Origin of the sequence: Parvibaculum sp., from assembly GCF_019635935.1 — a bacterium.
Lineage (GTDB): Bacteria > Pseudomonadota > Alphaproteobacteria > Parvibaculales > Parvibaculaceae > Parvibaculum.
In genome coordinates this window covers 2,992,464-3,012,950 of record NZ_JAHBYN010000001.1, presented here as the reverse complement: position 1 = coordinate 3,012,950, position 20,487 = coordinate 2,992,464, and the positions used below count along the sequence as shown (strand labels likewise).

Genomic DNA, 20,487 nt, shown 5'->3' with positions numbered 1-20,487 from the left:
GTTTCGGCGTCGCCGCCTTGCCAGAGCGTCAGCGTGACGGCAGCCGACAGTTTGTTGATTTTATCGGGCTCGGCGCGCAGTAAGCCATGGGCGCGTGCGCTATCGCCACCTCCAGACGCGAAAGTCGAACGCAAATACGCTTGTCATCGCGGAAGGTGCGCGTGACAATTTGCGTAAAGCGGAGCGAGCTTCGATTGAGGCATAGCCGCTAGGGGGAAACGGTCGATGAAATTTCGGTATCGACGTCTTGGTCCGGCTGTTCTGGCCGGGACGCTGCTCGGCGTTGCGGCGGTCTATTCCCTCATCCCGACCGAACGTAGGATTGTTCTGGGCGACCCTTCGAATGACTCCCATTCCGTTCTTTCCGTTACGCTTCCGCCCAACGTCTCCGGGCGCGGCGTTGACGGAGGCGGATACAAGAGCTTCCTGAAGATATTGATACGCGGCGACAGGTTCGCTGCACTCAGCTCCGAAACTCGGTGTGGAAACCTAGATCGGGACTTGAGCGAATTCTACTTGCCGCCCAGACAACAATTCGTACTGTCGATCAATCCTGCGTCGCCGGATGTGAACGACATCATGTTCAATTACCGATCGGAGCTACACGGCGTCGAGCTCGAACCGATGGAGCGAAGAGAAGACTACCCTCGACGAACCGGCCACTACACAATACCACTGAAGATGAACGAAGATGGCGGCTTGGCGCAGTTCGCGGAATGTCCGTACCGCAACGGGCTTCGTTCGTTGTGCAGGATACAGGTCCAATCGGCACCCGAATACCATTTCAACTTCATCGCATCCGTAACTCACCGCGAGCGCTGGGATCGCCTTATTGATGTGACATCCTGCCTTGTCGAAGGAATGATTACGGTGGAACGCCGTCAGCGCGTAAACAAGAGCCACTTCACGAGCAAGAACGAGAATCCACCGTTCTCTCTGGCGCTAGGCAACAGACATTCCGCCTACTGCATGGACCATCTTCTGCAAGACGAGTTGTCGAAACTGCCGCCCATCGAACCGATCGCATCATGGCGGGGACGGTGCCTTCTGAAGCTAACTTATACACGCCATGAGAGTGGCAGTTCCAACTACGGAATCTATCCGGAAACCGAGCGCGACGACGATGTTCAGTGGGACTATGGCCTGCGTACAGCCTCATACGGATCATCAGGCGAATATATCGGCCCGAGAACGCCGTACGGGAATATGGAACGCTACTATGGCAGCTTCGACGATCAACGCGTCATCCTCCAATGCATGGCAAAGGACGCCGGCGTCGCGCCATGGTGCTTGGTACGCTGGCCGCTAGTCGCTCAGGACGTGGCGATGCAATATCGATTTCCGCTTGAATGGCTGCCGGCATGGAAGCGCGTTCACGCTTTCGTCTTGAGCAACATGTCGCCAGAGTACTCTTTCCCGAAGCACATTCCCCGATAATGTCCTCGTGCCGATGCCGGAACCCGAGGTCGATGCGATTTACCCGCCCCACTGCGTCCATCGGCCGTGAAAATCGGTGCGGCCGAGGGTTTGCGTTTCGGCGGCGCCGCCTTGCCAGAGCGTCAGCGTAACGGCGGCGGACAGTTTGTCGATTTTATCGGGCTCGGCGCGCAGCCAGGCGATGGGCGCATCCTCGGTCGCCCGCGCGCCGGCCGCCGCCATCGCGGCTTCGATGCGCGCCCGCGTCGCCGCCGGCAGATATTGCCAGACGATGGTATGCATCAGCACACGGACGATGCCGTTCCTGCCCGCTGGCCCGAAATGTCGCTCGACCCATTCGGCGGCATCCGCCTTCTCGACCGCACTTCCCGTGCGGGCCGCTTCGTCGAGCGCCGTGGCGATACGGGCGAGCCGCGCGGTCTGGTCGGGCCAGATATAGGCGAGCAGCCTTTCGCGGTCGCGGGCGGGATCGAGCGGGTTGATGTCGCAGCCCGCGCGCGAGACAACCCGCAGCGGCGCATCGAGCGGCGGCAGGCCACCCGTCCATTCGGCGGCGATGGTCACAGCTGCGTCCGGCGCGCCCCATCGCGCTGCCCCGAGTTCATAGGCATAGCGGTCGAAGACGAGGTTCAATCCCGCGCTCGAGCCGATCTCGTGCAGCGCCAGCGGCAGTCCGGTGGCAGCGGCAACGTGCAGTGCGCCACCGAGCAGCGCGTTGGAGCGCCCGGCCTCGTTGGTCTGCGGCGCGCTGTCGAGGAAGCAGGTCAGGAAATCGTCGTGGCCTGCCATCGCCGCCGCAATGGCGTCGCGCAATCGCTCATCGTCCGCCTCATGCGGCGGATAGGCGGCGGCGAGTGCCGCGCAACCGCCCGACCGCGCCAGCGCATTCAGCGCGCCTGCCGCGCGCAAGGCCAGCGCGTCGTTCACCGTATGGCCCGCCCATCCGAGAATGCGCGCGCCGAAGGCCGTCTCCGTCGTCAATCCGTCGGCCAGCGCCTCGCAGACGCGGCCTGTGAAAGGCGAACCGAGATGACGGCAGGCCAGCGCCTGACGGCGGAAGGCATCGGGGATCGTGTGGGTGCCGGTCATTTCCGTTTTTCTCAAACAAAAGTTGTCATTCCGGCGAAAGCCGGAATCCATGGGCCGCGCGTCGAGACACCGCATTCGCCGAACCGCCGATGGACCCCGGCTTTCGCCGGGGTGACGCCCTTGTTTTAATCCTTGGGCGGATCGTCCCCCTCACGCGGCCCGCGTCTCTTCCGGCCAGTCGCCGACATAGACCGATTGCGGGCGGATCAGACGGCCCACCCGCTCCTGCTCCATCACATGCGCCGACCAGCCGGCGATGCGCGCCATCGCGAAGACCGGCGTCACCGCGTCGCGCGGAATGCCGAGCGCTTCCAGCAGCACGGCCGTGTAGTACTCCATGTTGGTGTCGAGGCGCTGGCCGGGCTTGGCCTTTTTCAGCGCCGCCAGCGCGCCGGCCTCGACCTTGCGGGCGAAGCGCAGGCGCTCGTTGTTGTTCGTCAGTAGACTGACGGCCTTGTCGAAGACATCGGCGCGCGGGTCGCGCACCTTGTAGACGCGGTGGCCGAAGCCCATCAGCCGCTCGCCGCTCGCAATCGCGGCGTCGAGCCAGGGGCCGATATTCGCTTCCGTGCCGATCTCGTCCAGCATGTCGAGCACCGGCCCCGGCGCGCCGCCATGCAGCGGCCCCTTCAAGGCGCAGAGCGCGCCGACCACCGCCGAGATCGTGCCGGCGCGCGTTGCTGCGATGACGCGGGCGGTGAAGGTCGAGGCATTCATGCCGTGATCCATCACCGTCACCAGATAGGCGTTCAAGGCTTCCGCCTCGGCCGCACTCGGGTTTTCGCCTTTCAGCATGTGCAGGAAGTCGGCGGCGTGGCCGGCCTTCGGGTCAGGGGCGATCGGTGCCTTCCCCTCCATCTGGCGACAGAGGGCGGCGACGAAAACGGGGGCGGCCCCGAGCACGCGCAGATGGTCCACCAGCGAAGCGGGGATAGCTTCACTTATCCCCGGGGTCGGCTCGCCGTCCGAGAGCACCGACAAGCCGGTGCGCAGACCTTCTGTGACAGTTTTTTGACAGTTCGATGACAGAAGCTGTGGCACCAGTGCGAAAGCGGCGGTGCGGGCGGCCCCCAAAGGGCCCCTCAGGTCGCCCGGTTCGGCCCCGGCGGCGCGCCAGAGTTCGCCCACCGCGCCCTCGAAATCGTGAGCGTTTACAAGGGTTTCGACCTCATATCCCGCAACGATCAGGCGGCCCGCCTCGCCGTCGACATGGCTCAGATTTGTCTCGGCGGCGACCACATTATCGAGGCCGCTGGCCGAGGCGCGCTCCTGTGTGACAGTCTTTGACATCGCTCAACTCCTTCAATTCCGGCGCCGAAATCCCAATAATTTCATGGGCTTGCTCCGCAGGCGCCATGGCGCTGCACAATGGTTCGACAGCGCGCTGTCACAATTGAAGCTGGGGGAAGGTTGATTGACCGTCAATCTTGATTAAGCTAATCAATATAAAATAATCCGAGGGCGTCATGGTCAAAAAGCCCGGAAATCCGCCGGAAAGCCTCTATCTCTCGGCCCGCGAGGCCGCCGCCGAACTCGGCATCAGTCCGGCGACGCTCTACGCCTATGTCAGCCGCGACATGATCCGCTCCGAGCCGGTTCCAGGTTCGCGCGCCAGGCGGTACCGCGCCGAGGATGTGCGGACCCTCAAAAAACGGCGGGTTTCCGCCGAAAATCCGGCCCTTCCCGCCTCTCTCAGCTTCGGATTGCCGGTCATGGATTCGGCCATCACCCTCATCGCCGACGGTCAGCTCCACTATCGCGGCTCGGATGCGACGGCGCTCGCGCGGACCTCCTCGCTGGAGCAGGTGGCGGCGCTTTTGTGGGGCGCGCGCGAGCAACCCTTCACCCGAGAGGCGGTACTGCATCCGGGTGAGAAGCTTCAAAAAATGGCGGAAAGCCTTGCGAAATCGCCCCGCATCGAGCGTTGCCTCGCCCTCCTCCCCCTCGCCGCGCTCGAAGATCCGACCGTCTACAACATGACCGATCGCGGCCTCGCCGCCACCGGCGCGCGGCTGATGCGCTTCGTCGGCGCGGTCATTTCGGGCGAGGAACCGAGCGAAAAACCGCTCCACGAGGTTCTCACCCGCGCGCTGACCCAGGGCGAAAAACCGGCTGCCGAGCTCATCCGCGCGGCACTGGTGCTCTGCGCCGATCATGAGCTCAATGCCTCGGCCTTTACCGTCCGTTGCGTGGCCGGCACCGGCGCCACGCTATATGCAGCGGTGCAGGCCGGCATTTGCGCCGCGCAGGGTCCGCGTCACGGCGGCTTGTCGGGCCGTGTCGAGAGCCTGTTGCTCGACATGGCCAACCGTCAGGATGTCGAGGATGCGGTGCTGCAGCGGTTGAAAGACAACGACCCCGTGCCGGGCTTCGGCCACACCCTCTACCCGGACGGCGATCCGCGCGCCAGGGCGCTGATCTCGATGCTGAAGGAGAAGTATGGCGACGACGCCAACTTCTTGCGCGCGCAACGAATTCTGCGCGTGATGGCGGAAGCGGGCGGTCTCAAACCCAATATCGATTTCGCCATTGCCGCCATGGGCGCCGTGTTGCATCTGCCGCGCGGCGCGGGCTTGAGCATTTTCGTTCTCGGGCGCACCGCCGGATGGATCGGCCATGCGATCGAACAATATCGCACCGGCACGATGATCCGGCCGCGGGCGCGCTACACCGGAGAGGCACCCAGATGACTGAAAAGACTGCACTAATCGCCGGCGCGAGCGGGCTTGTCGGCGGCCATCTGCTGCGACTGCTTCTCGCCGATCCGCAATACGGCCGCGTCGTCGCGGTGACGCGCCGTCCGCTCGACGGCGCCGCGTCGCCGAAGCTTGAAGAGCTGGTCGTGGACTTCGACGCGCTCGACAAGTCGTTGGCGCAGAACGACATTCCGGTCGACGACGCCTTTTGCGCACTCGGCACCACCATCAAGACCGCCGGCAGTCAGGATGCCTTTCGCAAGGTCGATCACGACTACATCGTCGCCTTTGCGAAAGCCGCGAAGGCGCGCGGCGCGAAACGGCTGCTGCTCGTCTCGTCGATCGGCGCCGACCCCGCCTCCTCCGTTTTCTATTCGCGCGTCAAAGGCGAGACGGAACAGGCACTTGGCGCGCTCGGATTCGAGACCTTGCATATTTTCCGCCCCGGCCTGCTGATCGGCGAACGTACGGAATCGCGGCCCGTCGAAGCCCTCGGCAAAATCGTCTCGCCCGTTCTCAATGCGTTGATGCTCGGGCCGGCGCGCGCCTATCGTTCGATACGCGCCGAAAATGTCGCCCGCGCCATGCGCGCCGCTGCGTCAACCGGCGTCACGGGACGGCAAATTCACACCCATGACAGCATGATGCGTCTCGCGGGGGCTTGAAAATTCCTTGCGCGTGATACAGTTCCAAAAATGAATTGAGTTCGGGAGGAGCCGCGATGACGGCGCATGAAGGGATGGCCGCCGCCAATGGCGATGCGGCCGCGGCGCGGCGGCAGCGTCTCAATTTCTATCTCGGTGGACAGGCGAGCTGGTTCGTCAGCCTCGGCATCCAATTCGTCATCTTTCCGTTTCTCGTAACGCAGGTGCTGCACGAACCGGCGGCGCGGGTCGGCATCGCGCAAATGTCGCTGATGGCGCCAGCGCTGCTCTTCATGCTGCTCGGCGGCACCGTTGCCGATCACGGCGATGCGCGGCGCATTCTGATCCGCGTGCATTTCCTGTCGGCGCTGCCGCCGCTGGTGCTGGCCGGCATCTATCTTTCGGGCAACCTCACCTATGCCTCGCTGATCGTCTTTGCCCTGACGATGGGAACGCTCAGCGCCTTCGCGATTCCGGCGCGCGACTCGGCACTCACGCGCGTCGCCGAGACCGGCATTCAACAGGCCGTCACGATGGCGATGGGCGTGCAGATGGGCTCGCAGCTTGTCGGCATGCTGATCGCGGCGCTTGCCGCGCTGACCGGCACGCCGGCGCTGCTGATCTTCCAGGCCGTCATCATGCTGACGGGGTTGTTCGCGTCGTTGAAACTCACGCCACTGCCGCCGAGCAATGCCGCCAGTACCGAAAGCCGGTTCGCGCAAATCGTCGACGGCATCAAGACGGCCGCCGCCGTTCCGATCGTCGCCACGGTGATCGGCCTCAATTTCGCGGTCGGGCTTTTTTATGTCGGCAGCTTCCTTGTCGTTCTGCCCTTGATGATCCGCGACATCTACCTGACATCGGCGGCCGAGTTCACGGTCAAGTTCGCGATCATCAATATCTGTTTCTGGGGCGGCACGATCGTCGTCAACATGGCGCTGCTCCGTATCGGCCATATCGGCCATCGCGGGCGCATGATGATGGGCTCGCTGGCGAGCGGCCTCGTCATCCTGGCGCTGTTCCACTTCCCGATGCCGTTCTGGATGATCTGCGTGCTGGTTTTCTGGTGGGGCATGGGCGCCGGCACGACGATGACGATGGGACGCACCATCGTGCAGATCGCCGCACCTGAAAGCCACCGGGCGCGCGTGCTCGCGGCCTATCAGCTCGGCTTTTCGGGCGGCGCACCCATCGGCGCGTTGACGATGGGCCTGCTTGTCGGCTGGCTCGGCATTTTCGACGCCGTGCTGGTGCCGGCAACGATCATGGTCGGTATCCTCGCCGCGCTTTATTTCCTCTCGCCGATCTGGAGCTACAAGGCGGAGATGGAGTGAGCGGCCTCACTCCGCCTTCGGCGCATCGGCCCATGCGGGGCCGGTGAATTCGGCTTCGATGATGAATTCCACCGGGTCGCCGACACCCATTGTCGAGCCCTCCTCCGGTACGCCGTAGGCGATGCCGAAGGCCGAGCGCGAGAGCGAGCCGCGGGCCGAGAAACCGATGCGCGCGTTCGGATCGAAGGGATGGCCGGCATAGCCGCCGTTGAACTTCGCGTCGAAGACAACCGGCAGCGTGATGCCATGCAACGTCAGGTCGCCGGTGACGCGGGCGGTGTCGTCGCCGGTCATTTCGATTTTCGTCGAGCGGAAGATCATCTCGGGAAATTGCGCAACGTTGAACCAGTCCGGTCCGAGCAGGGATTCGAGAAAGCCCGCAGGCGGGTTTTCGACCGCGAGCGAGGCCGGGTCGACGGTCGCTTCGAGTTTTGCGGCGGCCGGATTTTGCGGATCGATGTCGAGTGTCGCGTCGAAAGTCGCAAACCGCCCCGTGTAGTTCGAGAAGCCCATATGGCTGACGCGGAAGATCAGGCTGGCATGCGACTTGTCGAGCGTGTAGACGCCGCCGGGGACTGGCGCCGTGGATGCAGGGGGAACGTCCGCCGGTTCCTGCGCCGCGAGAGCGGCCGGCGAGCCAAGGAAAAGCGCGAGCGCGACGGCGGCGGCAATCGATTGCTTCATTGTCGTTCTCCTCACTCGAGGTTGGATTTCAGTTTCGCAAGACCCGTTTCGAAATCGCCGCCGATCATCTTGTCCATGTCGAGAAAGATACCGATGAACTTGAACATCAGACTGGACGGACCTTCCATCGCCCAGGTGAGGCGCGTTGCGCCTGCCTCCGGCGTCATCGTGAACATCGCGGTGTTGCTCGCCACCATCGGCGCGGTGAATTCGAGCGCGATGACGATTTCGGACGCCGGCACCGCGTCGCGGATTTCCATGCTGCCGCTGCCGGCATTGCCGTCGCCCTGCCATGCATATCGCGCGCCGACGCCGCGCTCGGCGCCGCTGTAGTCGCGCTCGAGGTTCGGATCCAGCTCCTCGTAAGGCGACCAGGCGCGCCAACGGCGGAAATCCTCGATCTCCGCATAGATCGCTTCCGGCGGTGCGTCGATCAGGGTCGAGCGTTCGACGCGGAACGTGTCGGGCTTCGTCGCCGCATAGGCGAGCAGCGCCGCGAAGACCGCGAGGAGGACCGCCGCAGCGATCAAAATTATCCTGAGCATGGTTGCTCCCTGTCGAGTATGGATTTTGTCAGCCGGGTTTGCCGGCCAGCGGATGCGCGAAGCTCCAGACATGGCCGAACGGGTCCATGACCTGCGCGTAACGGTCGCCCCAGAAAGCGTCCCAGGGTTCGGCAATCACCTTCGCGCCGGCATCGGCCGCGCGTTTTACCGCCGCATCGCAGTTCTCAACCTGAAGATGGATCATCGCTGAGGTGCCGCCGAGGCGTTTCGGCGCGATGGCGCCTTCGCCCGGATAGTCGGGAAAGTCGTCGCAGAGGAAGACGGCCGCACCGTTCACTTCCATATGCGCATGCAACAGACGTTTGCCGTCATCGGAGGGAACGCGCACCAGCTCGGTTGCGCCAAGCGCCTTCTTGTAGAAGTCGAGCGCAGCGGCGGCGCCGTCGATGATGAGATGCGGCGCCAGCGACGGCGCGGGCGGCAGCGGCGGGACGACAGGACCATTGGACATCGGACTACTCCTTGTTCTCCGCGAGATACTTGTCGAGGCGGTCGAGGCCTGCCGTCCAGAGGCGGCGATATTTTTCGAGCCAGTCGTCGACGTCGCGCAGCGCGTCCGGTTCGATGCGGCAGGGCCGCCATTGCGCATCGCGCGAGCGCGCGATCAGGCCTGCACGCTCCAGCACCTTCAGATGTTTGGAGACGGCCGGCAGGCTCATCTCGAAGGGCGCCGCCAGCTCCTTCACGGAGGTTTCGCCGCGCGCCAGACGCTGGAGGATGGCGCGGCGCGTCGGGTCGGCCAGCGCCGCGAACTTGGCGCCGAGGGGATCGGCCGAAGCGTGATGAAGGGCTGGCGGCATGAGCGAGGTCTCTTTATTTAACTCGATGGTTTATTACAAAAGAATGTCGTGCTGTCAACGGTTTCCATTGCGAGAAGTCGCGGCGCCGCCGCGCTTTGCGCCGGGCGGCGGCGCGCCTATAGTAAGGCGACCGAACCAATTTTATCCTTGGCCGAAGCCGGCCGCTCCGAGGCCTCGATGACTGCACAAGACGCGCCCGCCACCGGGACGCCGCGGAACGACCATGGCTGGTACATGGCCGGACTGTGGGGTTACTTCCTTGCGGGCGGCATCCAGGGCGTGTTGTTCCCGTGGATTATTGCTTTCGTGCTGCATGAAAGTTCGGACCGCGTCGGCATCGCGCAGATGTTCTCGATGCTGCCGATGCTGATCCTCGGATTGTTCGGCGGTGCGATGGCCGACCGGGTCGAGTTACGCGCGCATCTGATGCGGTTGCAATTCATCGCGATGGTGCCGCCGCTGGCGCTGGCGGCGTTGATCTGGAACGGAATTCTTTTCTACGAAATGATGATCCTCTACGCGCTGGCGCTGTCGACGCTGGGCGGCTTCATCATGCCGGCGCGGGATTCGATGCTGTCGCGCGTCGCGATGACGAGCCTCGGCGGCAACATCCAGCGCGCGGTGGCGCTCGCCATGAGCGGACAATTTCTCGGACAGGTCGTCGGCTACGCGCTTGGCAGCCCGGCTGAATATGTCGGCGCGGCGCCGTTGCTGATCTTGCAGGCGCTGCTGCTCGGCTTTGCCGCCTTCACGACGTCGCGGCTTGCCGTCTCGCCGCCGGTCGAGCATCGCGCGCCGGGCACGCGCCGCCGGCCGCTGCGCGACGTCAAGGAAGGGCTCGAAGCGGTGTGGCGCGACGAACGCATCCGGCCCGTGCTGCTGTTGATGTTTTTCTCCGGCGTGCTTTTCATGGGCGTCTTCATGGTGCTGTTCCCGCTGCTGATCCGCGACGTCTATCACGGCAGTTCGCGTGAGATCGGCTTCGTGTTCATGTCGTTCTTCAGCGGCATCGGCATTTCGTCGTTCGTGCTGTCGCGGATGCGACCGATCCAGCGCCAGGGCCGCGCGATCATGCTTGCGATGTGCACGGGCTCCGGCGTGATGGTGCTCATTCATTTCGAACCGCCGATCTGGGGCGTGTTCCTGCTCGCGCATTGCTGGGGGCTTGCGGCCGGCATCTCGATGAGCCAGTCGCGCGCGATCGTGCAGGAAAGCGCGACGCCGGCGCTCCGTGCACGGATGCTTGCGGGCTTCAATCTCGGCACGATGGGCGGCGGGCCGATCGGCGCGGTGCTGATCGGCTATCTGATCGCCGCAGTCGGGCCGCTCGATGCGGTTCTGGTGCCGTGCGGGCTGATGGTGTTTCTGTGGTTCGCGATCTACTGGCTGACACCGCTCTGGCGGGTCGAGGCGCCGCGCTAAATCGATCCGTGTACGGATTCGGAGGCTTCCCGAAAGCGGGGATTACTTGTTTTCGGCGCCCCGAAAGGCGCTTCTGTCATCGTACTGTCAAAAAACTGTCACAAACCGTTTTGGCGGCCGTACCTGTGCGCACCAAGGCACGTTTGAGCGCACGTTTTTCGACCCTCAAATCCGTTCCCTTTACGTCACCCGATGCGCCGGGAGAAAATTCGGAGCAAGAAAACTAATCCCCGCCGGAAAATTCAATCCGGCGGGGATAAATCTGGTCAGCTGTATTTGCGTTCCTGCCACCAGGGATAGAAGGACGGCATGTCGGTCGAGGTCTTGCAGGGATAGACCGCCGGCCGCTTTTCGAGGAAGGACATGACGCCTTCCTTGGCGTCGGCGGAGGCGCCGCGCGCGTAGATGGCGCGGCTGTCGACCTTGTGCGCTTCCATCGGATGATCGGCGCCGAGCATGCGCCAGAGCATCTGCCGCGTCAGCGAGACGGAGACGGCTGCCGTGTTGTCGACGATTTCCTTCGCAATGGCGCGGGCGGCGGGGAGGAGGTCGTCGGGCTTGTGCAGCGAACGGACGAGACCGCCCTTCAGGGCTTCCTCGGCGCCGAAGACGCGGCCCGAATAGGTCCATTCGAGGGCCTGGCTGATGCCGACGACGCGCGGCAGGAACCAGCTCGAACAGGCTTCGGGCACGATGCCGCGGCGGGCGAAGACGAAACCGAATTTCGCCGTGTCGGAAGCGAGGCGAATGTCCATCGGCAGTTGCATGGTGACGCCGACGCCGACGGCCGGGCCGTTGATGGCGCCGATGACCGGCTTCAGGCTTTCGAAGATGCGCAAGGTCAGGCGACCGCCGCCGTCGCGCACGCTTTCGTGGGACCAGTCGATCTCGCCATTGGCCATGACGGGCGTGTTCGCCTTTTCCGGACGGTCCTCGCGCTCGGCATAGTCGAAGGTCTTGGCGCCCGCCGACAGATCGGCGCCGGCGCAGAAGGCGCGGCCCTCGCCGGTGACGATGACGGCGCGGATATTGTCGTCGGCATCGGACTTGTCGAAGGCGTCGATCATCTCGAACATCATCTGGCCGGTGAAGGCGTTGAGCTTGTCCGGGCGGTTCAATGTGAGGGTCAGGATGTTGTCCGCCACTTCGTATTTGATCGTCTCATAGGCCATGTCGCTTGCTCCCTGTTGTGGCTTTATGCCGAATTTCCGGTGTGGCGGGCGCTGCCGCTGCGTCAACCCTGCCCTTGCCCATGCAAGTTGACGCGCGTGTCATATTGCTGTGTCTTTGCGCCAGCGGAACCACTGGTTTCTGTCATCAGATATAACAACAGGCGCGCATAAAAGCGACGCCGCCCTTGCAGCGACCCCCGGGAGACGACCGACGATGCATCCTCACGTTCATGCTGCCGCCACGCCCGACAAGCCCGCCTATATCATGGGCGCGACCGGCGAGACGGTGACCTTCAAAGAACTCGACGCGCGCTCGAACCAGGTGGCGCATCTCCTGCGCGACGCCGGCCTGAAAACCGGCGACGCCATCGCCATCTTCATGGAGAACAATGCGCGCTACTACGAAATCTGCTGGGGCGCGCAGCGCGCCGGGCTCTACTACACCTGCATCTCGTCGCGGCTGACGGCCGGCGAAGTGGCCTATATCGCCGCCGATTGCGGGGCCAAGGTATTTTTCACCTCAACGGGCGTTGCCGCCACCGCCGAAGAGCTTGTCCGCGACAACCACCTGCCGGGCGTGGCGCGCAAATATGTCGTGGGCGGCACGCTTGCCGGTTACGAGGCTTACGAGGCGGCGCGGGACAAGTTTCCGACGACGCCGATTGCCGACCAGACGGCCGGCACCGACATGCTCTATTCGTCGGGCACGACGGGACGTCCGAAGGGCGTGAAGCTGCCGCTGACCGGCGCCGCCATCGACGAGCCCAATGCGCTGGTCGGTCTCGCGGCCCTGCTCTACGGCATCGACGACAAGACGGTCTATCTGTCGCCCGCGCCGCTTTATCACGCGGCGCCGCTCCGCTGGTCGATGACGGTGCAGCGTCTCGGCGGCACTGTCGTCGTGATGGAGCATTTCGACGCCGAGGAAAGCCTGAAGCTGATCGAGAAATACAAGGCGACCCACAGCCAATGGGTGCCGACGATGTTTGTGCGCATGCTGAAAATGCCCGAAGAGGTGCGCAAGAAATACGATGTGTCGTCGATGAAAGTCGCGATCCATGCCGCCGCGCCCTGCCCCGTGCCGGTCAAGGAACAGATGATCGAATGGTGGGGGCCGGTGATCTACGAATATTATGCCGGTTCGGAAGGCAACGGTTTCACGGCGCTCAATTCCGAGGAGTGGCTGGCGCACAAGGGTTCCGTCGGCAAGCCGCTGATGGGCAAGGTTCATGTCTGCGACGAGGAAGGCAACGAGTTGCCGCTCGGCGAGGCCGGCACGATCTATTTCGAGGCCGACGATCCGAACGCGCCGATGTTCCAGTACTACAACGATCCGAAGAAGACGCAGGAGAGCCGGCATCCGGCGCACAAGCACTGGTCGACGCTGGGCGATATCGGCAAGGTGGATGCGGACGGCTTTCTCTACCTCACCGACCGCAAGGCCTTCATGATCATTTCGGGCGGCGTCAATATCTATCCGCAGGAGGCCGAGAACATCCTCGTCATGCATCCGAAGGTCGCCGACGTGGCGGTGATCGGCGTTCCCAACGAGGATTTCGGCGAGGAGGTGAAGGCGATCGTGCAGCCGGCCAATTGGTCGGACGCGGGACCGGCGCTCGAAGCCGAGCTGATGGAATTCTGCAAGCAGCAGCTTTCGGCGATCAAATGCCCGCGCTCCATCGACTTCGAGGAAGAGTTGCCGCGCCATCCGACCGGCAAGCTCTACAAGCGCCTGATCCGCGACCGCTACTGGGGCAATCGCGACAGCAAGATCGTTTGAGCGGATGTGGAGAAGACGCGAGGCGGCCCGGCGAATGTCCGGGCCGTTTTGCGTTTCGGGTTCCGCTCACGCAAGCGTTCGATTTCACCCTCCCACAGGGGGACAGCTAGAAGCCATGCTTTTCACGACCGGCAGCTCACTCACACATTATGTGCTAGATTTGGCCGATTCATTCGGACGGAGGTTTTCGATGCACATGGTGCTCAAGGGATTTGTCGCGGCGGCCATGCTGGCTGCCGGAATGGCCGGCGGGACGGCACTGGTTGCCGGGTCCGCGGCGGCGCAGACCTCCGAGATGCACACGCAGGGGCGCGAGTGCCGCAATCTCGGGAAGTCGAACAAGGTGTTCGACCGGAACTATTATGTCTATTTCGAAACCAATTCGAGCCGGGTCGATCCGAAGTACCAGAAGGATTTCGAGCGCATCGTCAAGCTCGCCAAGGGCCAGAAGGCCGGGCAGATCTGCCTGTTCGGCAAGGCCAGCAAGGTCGGCGACCCGAAGGCGAATATCGAGCTTTCGCGAAAGCGGGCGCGGAATGTCGCCGACGGTCTGGCCGCGGCGGGCTGGCCGCGCGCGCAGATACCCATCGTCGCCGAGGGCGAGGCCTGGGGCTGGCTGCAGGAAACGCTGACCTGGGACTCGGCCGAGGACCGGCGGGTGCGGATCAGGCTTTCGCGCTGAGCGCGCTTGGCGCGGTGAGCCAAGGCCGCTAGTTTACGGGCCCAGAGGCTCCCCAGGGGCCGCCAGAGACAACAACCACCCAACGGGAGAGCTTCCATGCGCGTTTTCAACACGGTTGCCGAGTATGTGGCCGAAAAAGGCAACGAGATCGGCGTCAGCGAGTGGGTCCAGATCGACCAGGACCGCGTCAACCAGTTTGCCGAAGCGACGGGCGACCACCAGTGGATCCATATCGACCCGGCGCGGACGCAAAAGGAACTTGGCATCGGCACCATCGCGCATGGCTATCTGACGCTGTCGCTGCTGCCCTACCTGATGGGCAAGATCAGCACCGTGAAGAGCGCGACGCGCGGCATCAATTACGGTTCCAACCAGGTGCGCTTCACCAACATGGTGCCGGTGGGGAGCCGCGTGCGCTGCCGCGTGAAGCTGAAAGACGCGACGCCGAAGGCCGGCGGGACGCAGATCACCAATGAAGTGACCATGGAAATCGAAGGTCAGGACCGCCCGGCGATGGTGGCGGAAACGCTGAGCCTGATTTTCGAATAAGCGAGTTTGCGCGCCCCGCTTCCCGCAAGCGGGGCGCCAACCGACCCCAGGGAGTTGAACGGATGACCGGCGACAGCGCGAAGAAGCCCGACGACGAATGGCAGAAAAAGCTGACGCCCGAGCAATATGCGATCACGCGTTGCGCGGCGACGGAGCGCGCCTTCACGGGGCCCTGGCTCGACGAGCATCGCGACGGCACGTTCAGCTGCATTTGCTGCGGGACGCCGCTGTTCCGCTCCGAAACCAAATATGAGAGCGGCTCGGGCTGGCCGAGCTTCTTCGACGCGGTGACGCCCGGCGCCATCGCCGAACGCGAAGACCTCAGCCACGGGGTGCGGCGGATCGAAATCGTCTGTGCGAAATGCGACGCGCATATCGGCCATGTGTTTCCGGACGGGCCGCGGCCGACGGGCCTGCGCTATTGCACCAACGGCACGGCGCTCGACTTCACGCCCGACGCCGACTGACCAGACCCAAATGAAACTGACGCCCCCCGCCGTGGCGCCGCGCGCCGCGAAACGGCCGCAAAGCGACACGCATCACGGCATCACGCGCATCGACGACTACGCATGGCTGCGCGACGCCAACTGGCGCGAAGTGATGCGCGAGCCGGGCGCGCTCGACAAAGACATCCGCGCCTATCTCGAAGCCGAGAACGCCTATACGGAAGCGGCGCTGGCGCCGCTGGCGGCATTGCGCGAAACGCTGTTTGCCGAGATGAAGGGGCGCATCAAGGAAGACGACAGCTCGGTGCCCTCGCCCGATGGCGCCTTCGCCTATTACACCCGCTTCGAAGAAGGCGCGCAGCACCCGATCTTCTGCCGGCGGCCGCGCGAGGGGGAAGGCGCGGAGCGGATCGTACTCGACGCCAACAAGGAAGCCGAGGGTACGGACTATTTCAGGGTCGGCGATGTCGATCACGATCCGACGCAGCGGCTGGCCGCCTGGTCGGCCGACCGCAAGGGCTCGGAATATTTCACGGTGCGGCTGCGCGACATCGAAAGCGGGCGCGACCTCGAGGACGAAGTGCCCGATACGTCGCCGGGCATCGCCTGGGACGCAGGCGGCGCGAGCTTTCTCTACACGCAGGTCGATGACGAGCACCGGCCGCTGAAAGTCTTTCGGCATGTTGTGGGCACGCCGGCGCGCGACGACAAGCTCGTCTATGAAGAGAAGGACGAGGGATTTTTCGTCGGTGTCGGCAAGGTGCAGAGCGGCAAGTGGCTGGTTATTTCGAGCCATGACCACCAGACCAGCGAGCTTTACCTGATCCCGGCCGATGCGCCGGAGACGGAGCCGATGCTTGTCGCGGCGCGCGAGGACGGCGTCGAATACGATCTCGAACACGATGCCCCGCGCGGGCGCTTTCTGATCCTCACCAATCTCGAGGCCGAGGATTTCAAGATCGTCGAGGCGCCGGAGGACGCGCCGGGGCGCGCGAACTGGCGCGACGTCATTGCGCACCGGCCGGGCACGCTGGTGCTCGATCATGTCTGCTACCGCGACCATCATGTGCGGCTTGAGCGGCGCGACGGGCTGCCGCGCATCGCGATCCGGCGGCTCGCCGACGGCGGCGAACACGAGATCGCCTTCGACGAGGAAGCCTATGACCTCAACATGGGGGCGGGCTACGAATACGAGACGCGCCGCTTGCGGTTTTCCTACAGCTCGATGACGACGCCGGCGGAAGTTTACGACTACGATGTCGAGACGCGCGCGCGCGTGTTGCGCAAGCGGCAGGAGGTGCCGTCGGGGCACAATCCGGCGGACTACATCACGCGGCGGATTTTCGCGACAGCGGCAGACGGGGCGCAAGTGCCGGTGTCGATCCTGCATCGCAAGGGGCTCAAGCTCGACGGCAGCGCGCCCTGCCTGCTTTACGGTTATGGCGCTTACGGCATCAGCATTCCCGCTTCCTTTTCGACCACCTGCCTGTCGCTCGCCGATCGCGGCTTTGTCTATGCGATCGCGCATATTCGCGGCGGCAAGGAGAAGGGCTATCGCTGGTACAGCGACGGCAAGCTGATGAAGAAGCGCAATACATTTACCGATTTCATCGCGGCGGGCGAACATCTGGCGGCGCAGGGTTTCACGTCGCGCGGCAACATCGTCGCGCATGGCGGCAGCGCCGGGGGCATGCTGATGGGGGCGGTCGCCAACATGGCGCCCGATCTCTTCAAGGGCATTCTCGCCGAAGTGCCGTTTGTCGATGTGCTGGCGACGATCCTCGATGCGTCGCTGCCGCTGACGCCGCCGGAATGGAACGAATGGGGCAATCCGATCGAAGCCCGCGAAGCCTATGACTACATGGCGTCCTACTCGCCTTACGACAATGTGCGCGCGCAGTCCTATCCGCATCTCTTCGCGCTCGGGGGGCTCACCGATCCGCGCGTCACCTATTGGGAACCGGCGAAGTGGGTGGCGAAGCTGCGCGAGTTCAAGACCGACGACCATGTGACGCTGCTGCACATCAACATGGATGCCGGCCATGGCGGCAAGTCGGGGCGTTTCGAGCGGCTGAAGGAAGTGGCGCGGGTCTATGCCTTCGCGCTGGCGGTGACGGAGAAGGCGTGAAAAAAGCACGGGCCGCGCTCCCCCTCAAGAGCGCGGCCCGCATGGCGCCCGGCGTTCGATCGCCGGTCGCTCAGCCTTGCAGCGGCGCGCAGACCGAATGCGTGCGGATTTCGTCGAGCCGCGGCATGGCGGCGTCGTTCTCGATCACGCGGCGGACGAGCGCGAGACCTTTTTCGGTGGGCGCGGTGACGGCGTTGAAACCCGCCGGCAGGTTTGCGGGCACATCGCCGCCGGGACCGGTGACGACAATGCCGATCACTTCGCCATCCTGCAGCCCGCCATCTTCGCGGTTGTTGCGGACGAAATAATTGTCGGTGATCGAGGAATAGAGCGCGAGCGAGGTGTAGGGGGCGCTCGCCGGCACCTCGATGCGGACGGGCCCCGCCGACAGGTCGAGAATGCAGATCGAATAGGCGAGGTCGGGGCTCGGCCGGACGACGGCACGCGACTGGTCGGTCGGCGCAGCCCAATGCGTGAACGCATTAAGCGCGCCATCGCCGCCCAACTTGTCCATGGCAGCGGACATCGCAACACGCGGGACGGCCCAGACCGCCGCGAGATGAAGGATGACGGCGGCGACCGCGACGGCGGCAACCCATTGGAGTTTGCGGTTCATCGGCAGGTTTCCTTCACGATGGAGGGCAGAACGGCGGCGGCGGGATCGGCATAGACGGAAGCCTCGGGATTGTAGAAGCGGGCGAGGAGGTCGAAGCTTTCGCCGACCTTTACCGGCAACCAGTTCTTCTCCTGCGGGTCGGCGGAGATGCGGATGACGAAGCTGCCGTCCGGTTCGCGCGCCGTCGTCGTCTGCGAAAAAGAGAAGACGTCGCGCTCGTTGGCGATCAGGAAACTGTCTGCGTCATAGGCCGTGATGCTCCACCAATGGGCGGCGAGGTCCGCACCTTCGAGGCGGTAGGTGCAGTTGCCGGTAAGCGCATCGCCATTGCTGTCGATGCCCGCCCGGTAGTACATGGTCTCGCGCTTGTCGAGCGCGAGAAGGCCGAACAGCGCGACGCGGGCGCGGGTGTACATATCGGCGTCGACGCTGCCGAAAACGATAGAAGTGGTCCATGGGCCGGCCCGGTAGTTTCCGTCGTAGTCGGTGACGAGCCACCATGCGGTGGCCAGGGCGAGGACGAGCGCCGCCGCCAGGGCGGAGCCCCAGTAGATGAGTGTTTTCATTTTTTCTCTCTGTCGTTTGGCGGCGGCGCTCAGCGCGGCCGGTCGCCGATGATGGTGACGCGCTCCATGCGCCTGACCGCCGGCCAGTAGTCCGACACCGCATAGTGCTGGCAGGCGCGGTTGTCCCAGAAGGCGATCGAGTTTTTCCGCCAGCGGAAACGGCACTGATATTCGGGGATCGCGGCCTGGGCGTAGAGGAAGGCCAGCATCGCGTCCGACTCAGCCTTCTCCATGCCGACGATGTGCTGGGCGAAGGCGGCGTTGACATAGATGCCCTTGCGGCCGGTTTCGGGATGCGTACGCACCACGGGATGTTCGACCATCGGATATTTGCGGTTCATCTCCTCGATCTCGGCCTCGCTGCGCCCCCGCGCGCGCATCGCTTTACGGAAATGCGCGAAGTCGTGGACGGCGACGGCGCCGTCGATCTTTTCCTTCACCCAGTCGGGGAGATTGTCATAGGCCGCGTACATGTCGGAGAAGAGCGTGTCGCCGCCGACCTCCGGCACTTCCACTGCGCGCAACACCGAGCCGAGCGAGGGACATTCGCGCCAGGTCACATCGCTGTGCCAGACGTTTTCGCGGCCCTTGCTGTCCTTATCGTGGGTGATGGCGAGGACTTCGGGATAGTCCTTCTTGTGGGGCGCGAAGGGATGCACTTCGAGATCGCCGAAACGGCGGGCGAAGGCCAGATGCTGTTCGGTGGTGATGTCCTGATCGCGGAAGAAAACGACCTTCCATTCGAGCAGCGCGGCGCGGATGGCGGCCAGCGCCGCTTCGTCGAGCGGCTTTGCGAGGTCGATGTCGAGCAGTTCGGCGCCGATGGTCGGCGTCAGCGGCATGACGGTGAAGGGCGCGGCTTGCGGCTTCAGGGCGGGCTGGCTCATGGCTTCCTCCGGGGTCGGGTTTCTCCGAACGCTTGCCGTGAGCCTAGGCGCGACGGCGCGGCGGCGGCCAGCACGCAATTGTGAAGTTCCGCCAGACGGAATTAATGGCAGATTGCCCCGCAAGCGCGGCCGGGCGATAAAGCTTGAGACGCAGCCAGCCGCCCGGCCCGCGCGGCGCCACAAGGGAGATCCAACCCATGAAAACCGGCGCGGTGCTGCGATTCTTCGTGCTGTCGCTCGCGATGCTGCTGCCGTCCGCCGCGCGGGCCGGCGACGCGCCGTCGATTGCGGCCGCTTCCGACCTGCAATTCGCGCTGACGGAGGTGGCGGCATCGTTCAAGGCGAGGACCGGCCGGGAGGTCAGGCTCGCCTTCGGATCGTCGGGGAACTTCTTTCGCCAGATCGGTCAGGGTGCGCCCTTCGAGATGTTTCTGTCGGCGGACGAGGAATTCGTGCAGCGGCTCGCCGACGCCGGACTGACGGAAGACGAAGGCGTGCTCTACGCGGTCGGGCGCATCGTGCTGATTGCGCCGCATGGTTCGCCGCTCGCGGCCGACGGGACGCTTGGCGATCTTGCCGCCGCGCTGGAAGACGGACGATTGAAAAAATTCGCCATCGCCAATCCCGAGCATGCGCCTTACGGGCAGCGCGCCGAGGAAGCGCTGCGGCATGCCGGTTTGTGGGATGCGATCAAGGACAAGCTTGTCTATGGCGAGAACGTATCGCAGGCGGCGCAGTTCGCGCTGTCGGGCAACGCGCAAGGCGGCATTGTCGCGTGGTCGCTGGCGCTTGCGCCGGAAGTGGGCGCGCGGGGCAATCATGCGCTCATTGCCGAAACCATGCACAAGCCGCTGCGCCAGCGCATGGCGCTGCTGAAGGGCGCGGGCGAAACGGCGCGGCACTTCCACACCTTCATGCAGGAAGACGAGGCCCGCGCGATCATGCGGCGCTATGGCTTTGTCCTGCCCGGCGAAACGATGTGAGCGGCT

21 protein-coding genes are annotated in these 20,487 nt (G+C 64.2%); 11 read left to right on the top strand and 10 right to left on the bottom strand.

All coding sequences use genetic code 11. The features are described from left to right. Window positions 1–225 precede the first annotated feature (225 nt). Window positions 226–1,437 carry a hypothetical protein gene (locus KF719_RS14825; protein ID WP_293509593.1) on the top strand — a complete coding sequence of 404 codons (1,212 nt, stop codon included), beginning with the start codon at window positions 226–228 and terminating at the stop codon, window positions 1,435–1,437. Window positions 1,438–1,476: 39 nt separating this feature from the next. Here KF719_RS14825 and KF719_RS14820 read toward each other — a convergent pair whose 3' ends face one another. Together KF719_RS14820 and KF719_RS14815 are read right to left on the bottom strand one after the other, a co-directional pair. After that, window positions 1,477–2,526, bottom strand: a complete 1,050-nt coding sequence (locus KF719_RS14820; protein WP_293509591.1) for a DUF2332 family protein — start codon at window positions 2,524–2,526, stop codon at window positions 1,477–1,479. Between the two features lie 150 nt (window positions 2,527–2,676). After that, the gene (locus KF719_RS14815) at window positions 2,677–3,816 is read right to left on the bottom strand and encodes a citrate synthase/methylcitrate synthase (RefSeq protein ID WP_293509589.1); all 1,140 of its coding nucleotides are present in this window, start codon (window positions 3,814–3,816) and stop codon (window positions 2,677–2,679) included. 176 nt (window positions 3,817–3,992) lie between these two features. Here KF719_RS14815 and KF719_RS14810 point away from each other — a divergent pair, with 176 nt between their 5' ends. From KF719_RS14810 to KF719_RS14800, 3 genes are read left to right on the top strand one after another with little or no spacing between them, the layout of a single operon-like run. After that, complete coding sequence (locus KF719_RS14810; RefSeq protein WP_293509587.1) at window positions 3,993–5,216, top strand: citrate synthase family protein; 1,224 nt, start codon at window positions 3,993–3,995, stop codon at window positions 5,214–5,216. Beyond that, window positions 5,213–5,887 carry an oxidoreductase gene (locus KF719_RS14805; RefSeq protein ID WP_293509585.1) on the top strand — a complete coding sequence of 225 codons (675 nt, stop codon included), beginning with the start codon at window positions 5,213–5,215 and terminating at the stop codon, window positions 5,885–5,887. The genes KF719_RS14810 and KF719_RS14805 overlap by 4 nt, the downstream gene beginning before the upstream one ends. A 56-nt stretch (window positions 5,888–5,943) precedes the next feature. Next, complete coding sequence (locus tag KF719_RS14800; protein WP_293509583.1) at window positions 5,944–7,200, top strand: MFS transporter; 1,257 nt, start codon at window positions 5,944–5,946, stop codon at window positions 7,198–7,200. A gap of 6 nt (window positions 7,201–7,206) precedes the next feature. Here the strand turns inward: KF719_RS14800 and KF719_RS14795 are convergent, their stop codons facing one another. Genes KF719_RS14795 through KF719_RS14780 form a run of 4 tightly spaced genes read right to left on the bottom strand, consistent with a single transcriptional unit; the run spans window position 7,207 to window position 9,250 of the window. Further along, window positions 7,207–7,884 carry a YceI family protein gene (locus KF719_RS14795; protein ID WP_293509581.1) on the bottom strand — a complete coding sequence of 226 codons (678 nt, stop codon included), beginning with the start codon at window positions 7,882–7,884 and terminating at the stop codon, window positions 7,207–7,209. 11 nt (window positions 7,885–7,895) lie between these two features. Further along, window positions 7,896–8,429 carry an SRPBCC family protein gene (locus KF719_RS14790; protein WP_293509579.1) on the bottom strand — a complete coding sequence of 178 codons (534 nt, stop codon included), beginning with the start codon at window positions 8,427–8,429 and terminating at the stop codon, window positions 7,896–7,898. A gap of 28 nt (window positions 8,430–8,457) precedes the next feature. Then, complete coding sequence (locus KF719_RS14785) at window positions 8,458–8,901, bottom strand: VOC family protein (protein ID WP_293509577.1); 444 nt, start codon at window positions 8,899–8,901, stop codon at window positions 8,458–8,460. A 4-nt stretch (window positions 8,902–8,905) separates the two neighbouring features. Beyond that, window positions 8,906–9,250, bottom strand: coding sequence for a metalloregulator ArsR/SmtB family transcription factor (locus KF719_RS14780; protein WP_293509575.1), 345 nt, complete (start codon window positions 9,248–9,250; stop codon window positions 8,906–8,908). A 177-nt stretch (window positions 9,251–9,427) separates the two neighbouring features. Between KF719_RS14780 and KF719_RS14775 the strand changes: the two genes are divergently transcribed. After that, on the top strand, window positions 9,428–10,672 hold the full coding sequence (locus KF719_RS14775) for an MFS transporter (RefSeq protein WP_293509573.1): 1,245 nt from the start codon (window positions 9,428–9,430) through the stop codon (window positions 10,670–10,672). Window positions 10,673–10,938: 266 nt separating this feature from the next. On the opposite strand, the gene KF719_RS14770 is transcribed toward KF719_RS14775, so the two are convergent. Beyond that, window positions 10,939–11,844: a crotonase/enoyl-CoA hydratase family protein gene (locus tag KF719_RS14770; protein WP_293509571.1), complete on the bottom strand. Its 906-nt coding sequence runs from the start codon at window positions 11,842–11,844 to the stop codon at window positions 10,939–10,941. A gap of 214 nt (window positions 11,845–12,058) precedes the next feature. Between KF719_RS14770 and KF719_RS14765 the strand changes: the two genes are divergently transcribed. The 5 genes from KF719_RS14765 to KF719_RS14745 all read left to right on the top strand — a co-directional run bounded on the left by KF719_RS14765 (window position 12,059) and on the right by KF719_RS14745 (window position 17,429). Next, complete coding sequence (locus KF719_RS14765) at window positions 12,059–13,624, top strand: AMP-binding protein (protein ID WP_293509569.1); 1,566 nt, start codon at window positions 12,059–12,061, stop codon at window positions 13,622–13,624. 190 nt (window positions 13,625–13,814) lie between these two features. Continuing rightward, window positions 13,815–14,306 carry an OmpA family protein gene (locus KF719_RS14760; RefSeq protein ID WP_293509567.1) on the top strand — a complete coding sequence of 164 codons (492 nt, stop codon included), beginning with the start codon at window positions 13,815–13,817 and terminating at the stop codon, window positions 14,304–14,306. Between the two features lie 96 nt (window positions 14,307–14,402). Then, a complete protein-coding gene (locus tag KF719_RS14755) occupies window positions 14,403–14,855 on the top strand; it encodes a MaoC family dehydratase (RefSeq protein ID WP_293509565.1) in 453 nt (150 codons plus the stop codon). Between the two features lie 62 nt (window positions 14,856–14,917). Beyond that, window positions 14,918–15,322 carry a peptide-methionine (R)-S-oxide reductase MsrB gene (gene msrB / locus KF719_RS14750; protein WP_293509564.1) on the top strand — a complete coding sequence of 135 codons (405 nt, stop codon included), beginning with the start codon at window positions 14,918–14,920 and terminating at the stop codon, window positions 15,320–15,322. A 10-nt stretch (window positions 15,323–15,332) separates the two neighbouring features. Next, complete coding sequence (locus KF719_RS14745; protein WP_293509563.1) at window positions 15,333–17,429, top strand: S9 family peptidase; 2,097 nt, start codon at window positions 15,333–15,335, stop codon at window positions 17,427–17,429. 70 nt (window positions 17,430–17,499) lie between these two features. On the opposite strand, the gene KF719_RS14740 is transcribed toward KF719_RS14745, so the two are convergent. The 3 genes from KF719_RS14740 to KF719_RS14730 are packed head-to-tail and all read right to left on the bottom strand — an operon-like array spanning window position 17,500 to window position 19,498. Further along, window positions 17,500–18,045 carry a DUF1254 domain-containing protein gene (locus KF719_RS14740; RefSeq protein WP_293509561.1) on the bottom strand — a complete coding sequence of 182 codons (546 nt, stop codon included), beginning with the start codon at window positions 18,043–18,045 and terminating at the stop codon, window positions 17,500–17,502. Further along, window positions 18,042–18,611: a DUF1214 domain-containing protein gene (locus tag KF719_RS14735; protein ID WP_293509559.1), complete on the bottom strand. Its 570-nt coding sequence runs from the start codon at window positions 18,609–18,611 to the stop codon at window positions 18,042–18,044. Before KF719_RS14735 ends, KF719_RS14740 begins: the two co-directional genes overlap by 4 nt. A gap of 29 nt (window positions 18,612–18,640) precedes the next feature. After that, window positions 18,641–19,498: a TauD/TfdA family dioxygenase gene (locus tag KF719_RS14730; RefSeq protein WP_293509557.1), complete on the bottom strand. Its 858-nt coding sequence runs from the start codon at window positions 19,496–19,498 to the stop codon at window positions 18,641–18,643. A gap of 197 nt (window positions 19,499–19,695) precedes the next feature. Here KF719_RS14730 and modA point away from each other — a divergent pair, with 197 nt between their 5' ends. Next, window positions 19,696–20,481, top strand: a complete 786-nt coding sequence (gene modA, locus KF719_RS14725) for a molybdate ABC transporter substrate-binding protein (protein WP_293509555.1) — start codon at window positions 19,696–19,698, stop codon at window positions 20,479–20,481. Window positions 20,482–20,487: the final 6 nt, after the last annotated feature.